Origin of the sequence: Megasphaera sp. UBA4382, assembly GCF_002391155.1 — a bacterium.
Taxonomy (GTDB): domain Bacteria; phylum Bacillota; class Negativicutes; order Veillonellales; family Megasphaeraceae; genus Megasphaera; species Megasphaera hexanoica.
In genome coordinates, this window is the sequence record NZ_DGRS01000083.1 from 1 (window position 1) to 14,347 (window position 14,347).

Annotated in this window: 15 protein-coding genes and 1 riboswitch; of the genes, 3 read left to right on the forward strand and 12 right to left on the reverse strand. The window is 45.8% G+C overall.

Going from position 1 to position 14,347, the window contains the following annotated elements; genetic code table 11:
- From B4H10_RS10410 to hpf, 12 genes are all read right to left on the reverse strand, one after another.
- A partial coding sequence (locus tag B4H10_RS10410) for a UDP-N-acetylglucosamine 2-epimerase (RefSeq protein WP_292018796.1) occupies nt 1-409 on the reverse strand: 409 nt, incomplete at its 3' end.
- 15 nt (nt 410-424) lie between these two features.
- Nucleotides 425-1,666 (reverse strand): NAD-dependent epimerase/dehydratase family protein, encoded by a 1,242-nt coding sequence (locus B4H10_RS10415; protein WP_292018797.1) that lies wholly within the window; start codon nt 1,664-1,666, stop codon nt 425-427.
- Nucleotides 1,667-1,696: 30 nt separating this feature from the next.
- A complete protein-coding gene (locus B4H10_RS10420; protein ID WP_292018798.1) occupies nt 1,697-2,260 on the reverse strand; it encodes a hypothetical protein in 564 nt (187 codons plus the stop codon).
- Nucleotides 2,261-2,276: 16 nt separating this feature from the next.
- The gene (locus B4H10_RS10425) at nt 2,277-3,335 is read right to left on the reverse strand and encodes a polysaccharide biosynthesis protein (protein ID WP_292018799.1); all 1,059 of its coding nucleotides are present in this window, start codon (nt 3,333-3,335) and stop codon (nt 2,277-2,279) included.
- Entirely contained in the window at nt 3,305-4,537 is a 1,233-nt protein-coding gene (locus B4H10_RS10430) for a glycosyltransferase family 4 protein (RefSeq protein WP_170087748.1), read from the reverse strand. The genes B4H10_RS10425 and B4H10_RS10430 overlap by 31 nt, the downstream gene beginning before the upstream one ends.
- 154 nt (nt 4,538-4,691) lie before the next feature.
- Nucleotides 4,692-5,156, reverse strand: coding sequence for a hypothetical protein (locus tag B4H10_RS10435; RefSeq protein ID WP_292018800.1), 465 nt, complete (start codon nt 5,154-5,156; stop codon nt 4,692-4,694).
- A 144-nt stretch (nt 5,157-5,300) separates the two neighbouring features.
- Entirely contained in the window at nt 5,301-5,999 is a 699-nt protein-coding gene (locus tag B4H10_RS10440; RefSeq protein WP_292018801.1) for a CpsD/CapB family tyrosine-protein kinase, read from the reverse strand.
- The gene (locus tag B4H10_RS10445; RefSeq protein ID WP_292018802.1) at nt 5,987-7,441 is read right to left on the reverse strand and encodes a GumC family protein; all 1,455 of its coding nucleotides are present in this window, start codon (nt 7,439-7,441) and stop codon (nt 5,987-5,989) included. Before B4H10_RS10445 ends, B4H10_RS10440 begins: the two co-directional genes overlap by 13 nt.
- Before the next feature lie 24 nt (nt 7,442-7,465).
- On the reverse strand, nt 7,466-8,119 hold the full coding sequence (locus B4H10_RS10450; protein WP_059077186.1) for a polysaccharide biosynthesis/export family protein: 654 nt from the start codon (nt 8,117-8,119) through the stop codon (nt 7,466-7,468).
- A gap of 59 nt (nt 8,120-8,178) precedes the next feature.
- A complete protein-coding gene (locus tag B4H10_RS10455) occupies nt 8,179-8,976 on the reverse strand; it encodes a tyrosine-protein phosphatase (protein ID WP_292018803.1) in 798 nt (265 codons plus the stop codon).
- A gap of 12 nt (nt 8,977-8,988) precedes the next feature.
- Nucleotides 8,989-10,533 (reverse strand): capsule assembly Wzi family protein, encoded by a 1,545-nt coding sequence (locus B4H10_RS10460; protein ID WP_292018804.1) that lies wholly within the window; start codon nt 10,531-10,533, stop codon nt 8,989-8,991.
- Between the two features lie 321 nt (nt 10,534-10,854).
- Nucleotides 10,855-11,379 carry a ribosome hibernation-promoting factor, HPF/YfiA family gene (hpf, locus tag B4H10_RS10465; protein ID WP_059077183.1) on the reverse strand — a complete coding sequence of 175 codons (525 nt, stop codon included), beginning with the start codon at nt 11,377-11,379 and terminating at the stop codon, nt 10,855-10,857.
- A 214-nt stretch (nt 11,380-11,593) separates the two neighbouring features.
- Nucleotides 11,594-11,695: riboswitch (SAM riboswitch) on the forward strand.
- A gap of 84 nt (nt 11,696-11,779) precedes the next feature.
- Here hpf and B4H10_RS10470 point away from each other — a divergent pair.
- From B4H10_RS10470 to B4H10_RS10480, 3 genes are read left to right on the forward strand one after another with little or no spacing between them, the layout of a single operon-like run.
- Complete coding sequence (locus B4H10_RS10470; protein WP_059077182.1) at nt 11,780-12,823, forward strand: methionine ABC transporter ATP-binding protein; 1,044 nt, start codon at nt 11,780-11,782, stop codon at nt 12,821-12,823.
- Nucleotides 12,804-13,457 (forward strand): methionine ABC transporter permease, encoded by a 654-nt coding sequence (locus B4H10_RS10475; protein WP_059077181.1) that lies wholly within the window; start codon nt 12,804-12,806, stop codon nt 13,455-13,457. Before B4H10_RS10470 ends, B4H10_RS10475 begins: the two co-directional genes overlap by 20 nt.
- A gap of 16 nt (nt 13,458-13,473) precedes the next feature.
- Nucleotides 13,474-14,301, forward strand: a complete 828-nt coding sequence (locus tag B4H10_RS10480) for a MetQ/NlpA family ABC transporter substrate-binding protein (protein ID WP_059077180.1) — start codon at nt 13,474-13,476, stop codon at nt 14,299-14,301.
- Nucleotides 14,302-14,347: the final 46 nt, after the last annotated feature.

Consider the following 14,347-nt stretch of genomic DNA (forward strand, 5'->3'; position numbering starts at 1 on the left):
GACATTCATCCTTGCAGCGGTTACCAGCTTCCATATGAAAAATAGGGATATGCAGCCTTTTCGCACCAATGACGGCCAGACAGCTGTTCGTATCCCCTAAAACCAGGACAGCATCGGGGTTGATAGCTGCCATAAGCTCATACGATTTGGCAATGATATTCCCCATGGTAGCGCCCAGATTATCTCCCACTGCATCCAGATAAACTTCCGGATCAGCCAGCCCTAAATCATGAAAGAATACGCCATTCAAATTATAGTCATAATTCTGACCTGTATGAGCCAGCAAGGTATCAAAATAAGTCCGGCATTTCTTGATTACAGCGGATAGCCGGATAATCTCCGGCCGTGTTCCTACGATAATAAGTAACTTCAGTTTTCCATTTTCCTGCCAATGAACATCTTCAAACATAGCGCTTTGTGCCCCCTATTTTTCAACTTTTTCCGAAAATGTATCCGGATGCTCTGGGTTGAACACTTCATTAGCCCACATTACGGTAACCAGATCTTCTGTTTGTGACAGATTAATAATATTATGAGTATACCCAGGTAACATATAAACAGCTTGAAGATTGGATCCATCCACCTCATATTCTATGATTTCATCGGTTCCTATCTTCCGTTCCTGAATCAGCCCATGACCGGAAACGACGATAAAAATTTCCCATTTAGAATTATGCCAATGTTCTCCCTTCGTAATTCCCGGCTTGCTAATATTCACAGAGACTTGTCCACAATTTAAAGTCTTAATCAATTCCGTAAAACTACCACGAGAGTCGCAATGCATTGAAAGAGGCACTGCGACTTTTTCTTTCGGCAAATAAGAGAGATACATGGAAAACAGTTTCTTTTCTAAAGAACCTTCAGGAATCGCCGGCATGATTGACGTTTCAGGCTGGTCGTGAAAAGATTGAAGCAAATCAACAATATGTCCCAAGGTTGCCCGATGCGTTACAGTAGCTCCGCAATACTTCCCATGGGACGTAAAATAAGGAGTCAGTCCATCATATACCTTTTCATCTATAACAGTCCCTTTTTCAGGATAATCACAATGATGAGCATCTCCTTCTAACGCTGCTGCCATTTCTTCCAACAGATCATCAATAAATAACAGTTCCAGTTCTGTCTTGGGATCATCTACCCGGATTGGCAAATCATGGGCTATATTGTAACAAAAAGTTCCAACAGCACTATTGTAATTCGGCTGAATCCATTTGCCCACCAAATTAGGAAAACGATATACATATACAATGGCGCCTGTTTCCTGAGCATAGGAAAAGAAAAGCTCTTCCCCGGCTTTTTTGCTCAGTCCATATTCACTGGTTCCAAACCGTCCTTGCAGTGTTGCCTGGATGGAACTAGAAAGCATGACGGGACAAGTATTGTGATTCTTTTTCAACGTATTCAAAAGGATAGAGGCAAAACCAAAATTTCCTTTTTGAAATTCATCACTATTTTTCGGCCGGTTCACTCCTGCCAGATTAAAAACGAAATCACATTGCCTGCAGTAATCATCTAATTCATCCAACGTATTGGAACGATCAAACTCAAAGATTTCGTCGATATGTATTTTAGGATGAGTCCGATTCTTCCCATTCTTTATATTTTTCAGATTTTCTACCAGATTTTTTCCAACAAATCCGGCAGCCCCAGTGACCAGAATCTTCATAAGCCTTTTATCCCTTCATCCCGCTTGATGTCATAAAAGAGTATGTCCATTTTCTACAACAGCATCATCGGGTACTTTTACTTCATTGCTGACAGTGAGTGTACTTCCAACATGAGCCCGTCTTCCTACGACTGCCAGCGATCGTACTACTGTATTAGTATAAATCAATGCATAATCTCCGACGTTACTGTCGTGATGGATTTCAACACCCGGATTTAAAATAACTCCATTTCCCACTTTTGTTCCATTCTGAATGACAGCATTATTAAGGAAAATACAACCTTGCCCAATCTGTGCGTAAGGACTTACGTATACCGTAGAAAGGATGATATTGGGAAAAGTATAGCCAATCTGAGACGCTTTCTGATAAATCTGTTCCCGCAACGGATTATTACCAATGGTTACGACAAGTTGATCATATTCCGGATACAGCTTTTCCAATGCATTGACGGCTCCAATAACAGGAATTCCGCAAACCTCCGATCCGCAAGGTTTACCATCATCCAGAAAGGCACAATCATATATTTTTCTGGTATGTTCCGATACGACTCGCCCCAGGCCGCCAGCACCCACTAATAACAACTTTTCTTTCATGACTTTTCCTTCTCTCTTACAGACTTACTTTGTGTTCCCGGTTCTCTAATTCTTCCTGTACATAATCCGTAGTCAGAAGTTTCTTAACTGTTCCCTCTACATCCAATCTCTGAGTATTATGGCTGGTATAGGCTTCATCCGCCATAGTATGTACTTCACCTTTGACAACAAACTTATCATAGTTCAAATCCCGGTTATCGGCAACTACCCGGAAATAATTGCCCATATCTTCAGCCCGTAATCGTTCTTCCCGAGTCATAAGTGTTTCATACAATTTTTCACCATGACGTGTCCCAATGATATGGGTACCTGTATTCCCGAAAAGCTGCTGTACAGCTTTTCCTAAATCTCTAATCGTGCTGGCATCGGCTTTTTGAATGAACAAATCTCCTGGATTTGCATGTTGAAAAGCAAATTGAACTAAATCAACAGCTTCATCCAGATTCATAAGGAATCTTGTCATGTCCGGATTAGTTATCGTAATGGGATGTCCATTTTTTATCTGTTCAATAAAAAGCGGGATGACAGAGCCCCTGGAACACATGACATTCCCATACCGGGTACAGCAAATCGTAGTGCCACCTCTTTCAGCCGCTACTCTGGCATTAGCATAAATGACATGTTCCATCATAGCTTTTGATATTCCCATGGCATTAATAGGATAGGCAGCTTTATCGGTAGAAAGGCAGACAACCCGTTTAACGCCAGCATCAATTGCCGCATGAAGAACATTGTCCGTACCTATTATATTAGTCCGTACCGCTTCCATAGGAAAGAATTCACAGGAAGGGACCTGTTTTAATGCGGCAGCATGAAAGATATAATCGACACCGGGTATGGCGTCTTGTATAGACCGGATATTCCGTACATCGCCGATGTAAAACTTTACTTTTTTTGCATATTCCGGATATTGAGCCTGAAGCTCATGACGCATGTCGTCTTGTTTTTTTTCATCTCGGGAAAAGATGCGGATTTCACGTATATCTGTTTTTAAAAAATGCTTTAATACAGCATGTCCAAAAGAACCTGTACCACCTGTTATCATCAATGTTCGATTTTTAAATATGGAATCCATTTATCTGCTTCCTTTCTATTTAATATTTCTATAACCGATTCTACTGATTTAATATGCTGGTCTTTATAAAAATGTTTCTTAAAATAACGTCGTCCATTTTCTCCGCAATTTTTATATTTTTCAGGATGATCCAAAAAATCCTGAATGCCTTGAGATAAAGCGTTTATATCATCAGCTGAAACCGCAATTCCACAATTGGATGTTTGTATAATATTATTAGCTGCACCATCAATTGCAGCAATAACAGTTTTTCCGGCAGCCATATATCCTTGCAATTTATTCGGGATTGTATGTCCAATGATACTTTTTCCAGTTAATCCCATAATGCATGCATCTGCAATAGAATAAAATTTACCCATTTCTTCTACAGGATGACGGCCATGAAAAATAAACTTTGACTCCAATTTATATTCTATGACCATTTCTTTTAACTCATTTATAAAGCTTCCCGTCCCAACAATATGCACTAAAAACTTAGTCTGTGTGCGGACTTTAGAAAAGGCCTTCACGAAATGCTGTAGATTTTGTGGTTTTCCAACATTACCGAGAAAAACAAAATTTATATTTTCATGTGGCTCATCAAACTGTTGATTCAAATACGAAGAATCGGCAAACTGAGGTATATATAATAATCGTTTTTCATCAATTTGGTGTCGAGTAACAAAATAATCTAAAAAATCTTCACTTTCAACACCAATAACATCACTCTGACGATAAATCCATGTGCTAAAAAACTTGATTACCTTATAAAAAAAAGACTTATTACTGATAAAAGATTCACAAGATTCAGGCCATAAGTCACAACAATAAAGAAATAGTCTTTTCCCTGAAAGATATTTTAATATAATTGCTGGAATTACCATTAAAATCGGAGATAATTGATATGCATAAATTACATCGAAATCACGTTTTATAGTTAATGCTTTTAATGATGCAAAAAAGCAAAAACTAATATAATTAATTGCTAGATGAAGAAGCCCCTTGTGCCGAGGGATTTCTCTTGCCCTAATAATTTCAACACCATTTTTAATTTCATTACGATGATGATGTGTATCATATCCTTTAAAGAATTCTCCCTGAGGGTAATTAGGTATTCCAGTAAGTACAGTAACTTGGTTTCCATGTCTAACCAACTCTTCACATATATCAGTTATCTGAAAATTCTCTGGATAATAATGTTGACATACTACAAGGATTTTCATATTAAAAAAACCACCTTAATATTATTTATGCCAATTTGTATTTTTAAGTCATCTTTTGATATTCTTCATCTAATATTACAGAAATGAACTAAAGTACTTTATTTAAATTTGAAATATGCGTAACAAAGTGGCATAGTACTTAAAAACTTTCATCTCAATTTTGCTTGCAGATTTTGTAATTACAAAATTTAAAACTATCTTCCACCCATTGTAATTTGTTGCAATATCTCACAAAATTGTTAAAACAAAAAGGACAAATAAGCAGGATAAATTGTACAACTGTGCTGGAAATGAGGAGTATGCGGGAGTAATAGCTGTAATTGAACAGGAAGGAAATGGCCATGATGATGAAAAATACAGCTATAAGGCTGACAAACAGGCTGATGATGATTTCGCTGAAGCGTTTATACTGCAGTGTATATAGGCCGTATATGATGAACAGCCCGATAGACAGGACGACTGCCAGGGGCAACATGCCTGAATATAAAACAATGTGAGTTACGAGAGATTGACGATTGACAAGTATCAGGGCCAGGACGATGTAGGTCAGTGATATGATGGCTATGTCGCCCAACGGGTCTATCAGTTTCCGTGATGTTGGGTATGCTCGTGTGCTCATGGTCTCATTCCTTTCTGTGGTTTGCGTGCAGCGGCGTCTGACTTTTTACGTCAGCCGTCGCTACACCATGATTGTTAGGTTTAGTTGTGATAAATTTGACTATACGACGAACCGGCTCTCCCTTCCCACTTCAAACTCATTCCTTTACTTATGGTGTTTGTGTTTTACATGGTCTTGGTCGTAGTAGTAATAGTAGTAGTGGCTGTGTCTGTGGGTGTAGGGCATTTTGTTCAGGACAACGCCCAGGATGTTGGCTTTGCCTTTTTCCAGGAGGGATTTAGCCTGCCGGGCTTCTTCGGGGCTGACTTCTCCGCTGGCCAGGACGAGGACGACTCCATCTACTTTGCTGCCCATGATGGCGGCGTCGGTGACGACCAGGACGGGAGGCATGTCGAGGAAGATGTAATCATAGTCTTCATCGACTTCTTCCAGCAGGTCCATCATGCGGGAAGATCCCAGGAGTTCTGCCGGGTTTGGCGGTATGGGGCCGCTGGTCACGATATCGAGATTTGGAAAGATGTTTTTCTGGATGACCTGATGAAGGGGTATGTTTTCGGCAAAGCAGTTGGTCAGTCCTTTATTGGGTAGTTCGAACCGTCGGTGCAGTACGGGCTTTCTCAGATCGCAGTCGATGAGAAGGACTTTTTTATTATCCTGTCCCATGACGATTGCCAGGTTTGCCACGGTCGTCGATTTTCCTTCATTAGGCAGGGCCGATGTAAAGGCCACGGCTTTCAAGTCCTGACCTGCCCCGGAAAACTGCAGGTTCGTCCGGATAGAGCGATAGGCTTCGGATATAGGGGACCGGCTGTCATATTGTGTAATAAAATCTATTTCCGCCATAGTTTATCCCTCCATTTTCTCCAGAAACTTTCGCTTTGATGTTCATAACGCATATTGTCTGCATCGGGCACCATTCCCAGTACGGGAAGTCCCAGTTCTTTTTCCACATCTTCTGCCGTGCGGATCTTGCGGTACAGCAGGGATTGTGCCACAACGCCACCCATACCGAGAAGCAGGCCCAGGATTGTGGCAATGGCCATGGTAAGCAACTTGCGGGGTTTAATTGGTTTTTCCGGCAGTGTCGCTGCATCGACGACCTGTACTTCATTCGGGACCATGACTTCGGCTACTTTGGCTTCTTCCAGCCGTTTGGCCAGCATGACGTAGATTTCGTTGGCCACATTGGCATCCCGTTTGACCCTGACGAATCCCTGTTCTTTCTTAGGGAGGCTGGATATGATGGCATTATTCTGGGCATCCATCTGGTCGAGGGCTGTCTTTTTGCTCTGTGCCACGGCGATGGCCGCTTCGTTCTTGAATTTATCTGCCAGCAGCCCCTGCTGTACGGCATTGCTGGACGGGGCCTGCTGGGAGACGATATTCCCTATTTCCGTATCGAGGCTGGCTTTGGTCGTAGCAATCTGGTTATTGATTTCCTGCATCTTCGGGTGTTCGTCCGTGTATTTGCCGACATAACCGGCTTTCGTCGCTTCCAGCTGTGCCAGCTGTGTCTTATACTGCTGGATGGCCGGGCTGTCGGCAATGGATACGCCAGCAGAACTCAGCTGTTCATTGACACTATTCAAGCCAGCCTGGGCTGTTTCCAGATTAAGCTGGTTTTCGGCTTTGGCTTTATCGACGATGTTCAGTTTTTCCGTCAGCTGTTTCATCTGATCATCTGTGGAATACATCTTATTGGCCGACTGATACTGCTGCAGCTTGTTTTCGGCATCATTCAGCTCTCCCTTGGATGTCCCCAGACGCTGTTCGAGAAATTCCCGGGTCCGCCGCTGTTCATCGTGGGACAGTTCCGTCAGGCGGTTCATAAATCCCTGTACTAACAGTTCGTTTGCTTTCTGTGCCTGCTCCGGTGTCTTACCGGTCACATCGACTTCCAGTATTTCCGTGTCCTTATAAGGTTTGGTAATAATATGGCTCTTGACATAGGCTTCGTACGTCGGCAGTTCGCCGCTGCTGTTCCGTTCTTCCGTCTGTTCAATGACGGGCAGGACGACGTTGCGGCTCTTGAGGATTTCTGCGTCGGTCATCATGCGCTGTTTATCGTTGGCCGTATTGCCGCCCGTGACCTTGGACATGATCGAATCAGCAAGGCCCTGGTCCTGCTTGATGCGCAGCAGTGATGTAGACTGGTACACCGGCGGCGCTACGACCAGATAGAGACCGCCCAGAGCCATGCAGACCGCTGTCACGGCAGCGACTTTCTTTTTTTCCTGCCATATGGTTTCAAAAAGGTCTTTTAAATCAATCGTTATTTCTTCCACTCTGTTCAACTCCTGGGATAGAAATCAGTTATCCATGTTATCTTTTGCTTCGGTAATCATATAAATACTGCTGAAGATAGGCGCAATATCGCGGGCAAAGTCGATGCGGTGGTTCTTGGTCAGATAGAGGATATCGCCTTCGCGCATGACATAGTTCTGCGACATATCGCCGGTCTTGAGCATATTGTTCAGATTAATGGGAATCAGCGATTTGGGCTGATCCTGATGGATGAGGAAAATCTTTTTCTTGGCCGTATCGCGGGTAAATCCCTGGGCCGCCCCGATAGCATCCATGACAGTATGGGATTTTTCCAGTTCCACCGCACCGGGCTTTTTCACTTCGCCAAAAACGTAGACCCGCATGCGTCCCAATTTCGTCAAATTCACCGATACGTCCGGATCGACGATGTATCGGGACAGTCCCTGCTGCAGTATCTGGGTAAACTGAGAAACGGTCATGCCTTCGGCATGGATTTCTCCTACGAGAGGAAAGGATACATTGCCGTCCGGCCGGACGACGAACGGCGTCTGATTGGTCTGTGTATTCCCCAGGTCCTGTTGCTGGGTTACTACGATATTGAGTTCATCGCCTGGCCGCATGAGATAGTCCTGCGCGCAGGCCGTCCCGGTCACGAGCATGGCCATTAGAGCGGTGGTGAGAAATGTCTTCTTCATCATATTCACATCCTATAATTCCTATAATTTCTATATGTATACTAGTGGTTCAATCTCATCTGTCATGAGCCAAATAATCGCTGCCACAGGCCTTTTTTCTTTACCTGCCAGTAATCCGGCACATCCGGATATAGGACACGATGGTTCAATATACGGGAAGCATTTTGTGTTGTTTCCAGCCATAAATCCTGCTTGTTGTGCTGCTTCTGCTGCAGGTTCCGCAGGGCATCATGCCCTTCCCTCATATCGGTCGTACGGAATTCTGTGCGATGGCCGTCACTGCCGAGGAAATGCACCATGTGATTCCGATATAGATTCTCGACATGCTGCTGTAAATGATGTCCAAAATATCCTGTAAAGCTTCCTATATTGCATTGCAGCAGGATTCCTTTTTTTGCCCAGGAAATAAGGACATCAGGGTGGTTCATCAGTTGTTCATACCGTTCCACATGAGCCAGGACCGGCTGAAAACCGCGGAGCTGTAATTCATAGATCAGACGCTCTGCCATATCCGGCTGGGACTGATCGGTCAGTTCCAGCAGAATATAGGGACTGCCGGCCAGGCAGTAGTCCCAGCTGCCTTCTTTGAGGAAACGCAGGACATCTCCATTGAGCTCGATTTCGGCACCGCTATAGATATGGATAGGCAGATGCGCCCTTTTAGCCGCTTCTGCCACCTGGGCCGTTTTCTCCTCTATTTCCTGCCATGATGGGACGTGCCCGCCCCGGTTGACATGAGGCGTGGCGATGATATCGGTCACGCCCGATACGGCAGACATATGAAGCATGGAAAGGGTCATATCCAGGTCCCTGGAACCATCGTCAATGGCAGGGATAATATGAGAATGTATGTCAATCATTTTCTATACTCCTCACTGGTACTGCCACTGCAGGCTCACTAAGGCGAAGGCGTCGTGATCGCTATGGCCGCCAGGCTGGCTGACCGATGCATAGCCGGCCGTTCCTTGGAGATACATATGGTCACGGAGCTTTTTCTGCCCCGTGAGGCCCCATTCATTGACCGACTGAGAATGCATTGTATCCCGGTCCCGTTCGATGCGCATAGCATAGAGACCGATACGGCTTTCTTTGGGCAGATAATGGCGGACGGCCGCATAGTATTTACGGGCATTTCGTCCCATATCGTCGCCCATGATGGCATCGTGGTAGGTCCAGCCATTCTGGAAATGTTGGTGACTGTACCAGCTGTCTGTCGTATGGGCCATTTCCAGGGTCATATCCCAGGAGCCATCCCGGGTCAGCGCCGGCAGGTAGAGACCAGCACGCCACGCTATATCAGCAGGCAGATAATGAGACTGGTCTTCGCCATAGAGTTCTCCATAGAGGGTCATCTTTGGCAGACGGAGACGAAAATCACCGCCGGCGATATCATTCCAGCGGTCGTCGCTGTTGTCATCATTGCGGCCATAGGTCCAATGTTTCCAGTCGGGCCAGTCCAGGCCGTTATGTTCCCCACCCAGTACGGAAATCCGGGCCAGACCGAAGGTAAAGTACGAAGCCGGGGAAAAATCGGTACGGATTCCCAGGATGCCGGCATGGTCGTAATCGGTACGGCCTGCTGCAGCGGCTTTATCGGCGCGGCTGCCTTCGAGCTGACCGTAAAATATGTGGAAATCCCGTTCTCCCAGGAAACGGAAAAATCCCCCGGTTTTACGGGGTTCATTGTAGTGAAGCTGCACCGTCGTCAGAGGGCGCATATTGTTCCCCAGTGCCAGATTGCCCGTTTCTCCCTGTCCCCAGCGAAAGGCTTCCCGGCCAATTTCCAGATTCCATATACCCATCTTCTGCTTGATATAGCCTTCTTCCAGGGTGACACTGCCTTTGTTATCCCGGTCGTAGCTGACACGGGGTCGGATGGACAACGCGAGGTTCTGATCAATATTCCCGGAAATTTCCGCTGAAAGGATGCCGTTTCCATCGCGGCCATAGGTATACCCATTCTGCTGGTGGGAAAAGGGCTGCCAGCCTGCACTCATCCCCTGTCCATAGCGATATGTTTGTTCGTTGCCGTGCAAAACGCCGGCCTGAAGGGATACGTCACGGAGTCGTACCGGGTCCTGAAGCTTATTTCCATCGAGTACCGCTAGTTCAGGTGCGACGTATTGGGCCATGGCTTCTGTTTCATCGGCCAGATAGGACGGCATGGGACGCTTCTTTGCCGTTTCCTGTGCTTCTCTTACCCAGCGGGCCAGCTGCAGACGGCTATACGGTCGGGCCCCATTGGGCATGGTTTTCAAATACCCCATGGCACTCAGCTTATCAATATAGGAATAGTAGACGCTGTCTACCGGTACATTGACGGTGACGGATGGAGCTGCCTGTACTCCCGATGTCACCGTCAGGAACAGGCAGGCCGTGCTCATCAGCCATGCGGGATATTTTATGTTCAATGTCATCGCCTCGGTCTCTTCCTGGATATACAAATTTACCCCCCGATGACATATGTCGATTACATAAGCATCGGGAGGGCGCAATAGTAACAAAATATTAAAATTTAACATTTTTTTAAAAATTTCTGAAGCTAACTCTTATCATACAAAAAATCGGCACATAATACAAGTTATCTGACATGAAAAAATCTTATGCAAAGTTAAGGTAACATCCTTATATTAGAACACATTGCGATATCTATGTAAATACGGGATTGAAAGGCAAAAAAAAAAACAAGGGCTGTGGTACCCTTTTTCTGCGATACCACAGCCCCTGTATGATTCAGCTTAGTATTCCGGTTCAATCAGGCCATATTTACCATGTTTCCGTTTGTATACGACGTTGATGGCTTCCGTTTCCGAATTGAGGAAAACGAAGAAATCGTGGCCAACGAGATTCATCTGCAGGATAGCTTCTTCTACGTCCATAGGACGGGCTGCAAATTTCTTGACCCGGGCAATTTCAAAGTTTTCTTCCGGTGCAGCCGGTCCTTCGACGAGTCCTTCATGGAAGGAGCCGCCTTTCATACGGCGTGCCAGCTTCGTTTTATATTTGTGGATCTGGCGTACCATTTTGTCGTAAACCAGATCGATGGCGGCGTACATATCGTCATTGGCTTCGACGCCACGAAGAACGACACCATCTACTTTCAAGGTGATTTCAGCAATTTTACGATCTTTTTCGACGGAAAGAAGAGCCTGGACATTGACTTCATTTTCAAAGTACTTCGTTACTTTCTTTTCATGTTTCAGTACATAGTCCTTTAATGCCGGTGTAATTTCTAAATTCTTGCCTCTTACGATTGTTGCCATACAAATCCCTTCCTTTCGTGAGAAACTTCGTTCCGGACCATCCATGCTTAAAATCCGGATATCCTGCTCCTCATATATTAAGTATTCGATATAAAAAGGTAAATTCCTGCTTGACGATGAAATATTTTTTTCGAACGGCATTCAATTTTTTACACAAATAACATTGACAAGGATTCCTATTAGTGTTAGTATACAACTCAGCAATTACATAACCTATTCATCCAGAGCAGCCGAGGGAATGGCCCTATGACGCTGCGGCAACCCCCCATAGCGGGAAGGTGCCAAGTCCAACGGATTTCTATCCGGCAGATGAAATGATTGTATACGTACCGTCAGCATCTGTTGACGGCTTTTTTATGCTATCAGCACCTCCAGGTGTATCCATTAAGGAGTTGATCTTGTGATTACCTTTGAAAACATTACCAAGACCTACGGCGGCAAAACGCACGTCCAGGCCCTGAAAGGCATCTCACTGACTATCCATGACGGCGAAATTTTCGGCATCATCGGGAAAAGTGGTGCCGGCAAATCGACGCTCGTCCGCTGCATCAATATGCTGGAAAAACCGACGACGGGCAAAGTCATCATCGACGATAAGGAACTGACGGCCATGTCCGACAGCCAGCTGCGGGCCGAACGCAAAAACATCGGCATGATTTTTCAGCATTTCAATCTGCTGTCGTCCCGTACCGTTTTTGACAATATCGCTTTTCCGCTGGAACTGGCTGGCGCTTCCAAAGAAGTCATCCGCAGCAAGGTCGATTCCCTGCTCGAACTGGTCGGCCTGACAGACCGTCAGTTCAATTATCCGTCCCAGCTTTCGGGTGGCCAGAAACAGCGTGTCGGCATCGCCCGCGCCCTGGCCAGCGATCCGAAAATCCTGTTGTGCGATGAAGCGACATCGGCACTGGATCCGCAGACGACAAAATCCATCCTGGAACTGCTAAAAGACATCAACAAACGCCTGGGCATCACCATCGTCATCATTACCCACGAAATGGCCGTCATCAAGGAAATCTGCGACCGCGTGGCTGTCATCGAAGGCGGGGTCATCAAAGAACAGGGCCGGGTCATCGACGTCTTTACCAATCCCCAGTCAGAAACGATGAAAGAATTTGTCAAATCAGTCATCAATATGGAACTGCCCGAAGGCATCAAAAAACTGGGCGTCACCAATCAGCCATCGCCGGACCGGGATATGCTCGTCCGCTTCCGTTTCAAGGGAGCCGCTACCAACGAACCACTGGTAGTCAATGTCGCCCGCAAGTTCAATCTCGATGTCAGTGTCCTCTACGGCAACATCGACTATATCCAGGATGTACCGTTCGGCTATCTGATTGTCGTCATCATGGGCGATATGAAAGCCCAGACCGAAGCGTATTCGTATATTAAGACGCAACCTATTGAAAGCGAGGTTTTAGGATATGTCCCCAGAACTCATTAAATTAATGATACAGGGTATCGAAGAAACACTGTTCATGGTGTCCATTTCTACTCTCATTGCTGCTATCATCGGTATTCCTCTCGGCATCACCCTGGTTACGACCAGCAAAGGCCACATTCTGGAAAACAGGGTAATCAATCAGATTCTCGGAACTATCGTCAATATCATCCGTTCCATCCCGTTCATCATCCTCATGGTCGCCATCATCCCGCTGACCCGCCTCATTGCCGGTACGTCTATCGGCACGACGGCAGCCTGTGTACCACTGACTATCGTTGCTATTCCCTTCCTCAGCCGGCTCGTAGAAACGAGCATCCGCGATGTCGACTTCGGTCTCGTCGAAGCGGCAGAATCCATGGGTGCTTCTCCGCTGCAGATTATCCGCAAAGTCCTGCTTCCGGAAGCACTGCCTACGATCATCAATAATATTACCGTCCTCATCGTCAACCTCATCGGGGCTTCAGCTATGGCCGGTGCCATCGGTGGCGGCGGTCTTGGGGATATCGCCATCCGCTACGGCTACCAGCGTTTCCAGGCCGATGTCATGCTGGCTACGATCATTATCCTCGTCATCGGCGTCAACCTGATTCAGGCTTGCGGCGACTTTGCATCCCGCAAGAAGAATAAAAAATAAAAGGAGTGTCTGTATCATGAAATCATTCATCAAAAAGGCCGTAACACTGGCGGCCCTCGCTACACTGTGCGTTTTTGCCGCCGGCTGTGGCAGCAGTGACAACAATTCCAAATCGGCTTCTTCCGACAAAAAAGAAATCACCGTCGGCGTCACACCGGGCATCCATGCGGAAATCATGGAACAGGTCAAAAAAGAAGCTGCCAAACAGGGCATTACCATTAAAATCATGGAATTCTCTGATTATGTAACTCCCGATGTCGCCCTCTCCAATAAGGAAATCGACATGAACTCGTACCAGCATAAACCGTATATGGACAACCTGGTCAAAGACAAGGGATTGAAAATCGTTTCTATCGGCCAGACCGTCGTAGCACCTATCGGCCTCTACTCTCACAAAATCAAGAGCCTCGATGACGTAAAAGACGGCATGACCGTAGCCGTTCCAAACGACCCGACCAACGGTGCCCGCGGCCTGCTGCTGCTCCAGAAAGCCGGTTTCATCAAGATTAAAGATGGCGTAAAATATCCGACACCGCAGGATATTACGGAAAATGCAAAACATCTCCAGATTAAAGAACTGGAAGCCGCTCAGATTCCCCGTTCTCTCGATGATGTTGACTTTGCCGCTATCAATACTAACTATGCAATGGATGCCGGCCTGAACCCTGTAACGGATGCCCTCCTGCGGGAAGACAAAGATTCGCCGTATGCTAATATCCTCGCCGTCCATGAAGATGACAAAGATAATCCGACGCTGAAGAAAATCGTCGAAATCTATAATTCTGATGTCATCAGGAAATATATCGAAGAACATTACAAAGGTGCCCTTATTCCGGCATTTTAATGTGTGAAAGAAAAGACGATCCCCACGAAACATGCATGTTTCGTGG

Excerpts from the sequence above, each read along its gene's own strand:
- B4H10_RS10415 (WP_292018797.1), bottom strand. The coding sequence starts at position 1,666 with ATGAAGATTCTGGTCACTGGGGCTGCCGGATTTGTTGGAAAAAATCTG.
- B4H10_RS10420 (WP_292018798.1), bottom strand. The coding sequence starts at position 2,260 with ATGAAAGAAAAGTTGTTATTAGTGGGTGCTGGCGGCCTGGGGCGAGTC.
- B4H10_RS10425 (WP_292018799.1), bottom strand. The coding sequence starts at position 3,335 with ATGGATTCCATATTTAAAAATCGAACATTGATGATAACAGGTGGTACA.
- B4H10_RS10430 (WP_170087748.1), bottom strand. The coding sequence starts at position 4,537 with ATGAAAATCCTTGTAGTATGTCAACATTATTATCCAGAGAATTTTCAG.
- B4H10_RS10435 (WP_292018800.1), bottom strand. The coding sequence starts at position 5,156 with ATGAGCACACGAGCATACCCAACATCACGGAAACTGATAGACCCGTTG.
- B4H10_RS10440 (WP_292018801.1), bottom strand. The coding sequence starts at position 5,999 with ATGGCGGAAATAGATTTTATTACACAATATGACAGCCGGTCCCCTATA.
- B4H10_RS10450 (WP_059077186.1), bottom strand. The coding sequence starts at position 8,119 with ATGATGAAGAAGACATTTCTCACCACCGCTCTAATGGCCATGCTCGTG.
- B4H10_RS10455 (WP_292018803.1), bottom strand. The coding sequence starts at position 8,976 with ATGATTGACATACATTCTCATATTATCCCTGCCATTGACGATGGTTCC.
- B4H10_RS10460 (WP_292018804.1), bottom strand. The coding sequence starts at position 10,533 with ATGACATTGAACATAAAATATCCCGCATGGCTGATGAGCACGGCCTGC.
- hpf (WP_059077183.1), bottom strand. The coding sequence starts at position 11,379 with ATGGCAACAATCGTAAGAGGCAAGAATTTAGAAATTACACCGGCATTA.
- B4H10_RS10475 (WP_059077181.1), top strand. The coding sequence starts at position 12,804 with ATGTCCCCAGAACTCATTAAATTAATGATACAGGGTATCGAAGAAACA.
- B4H10_RS10480 (WP_059077180.1), top strand. The coding sequence starts at position 13,474 with ATGAAATCATTCATCAAAAAGGCCGTAACACTGGCGGCCCTCGCTACA.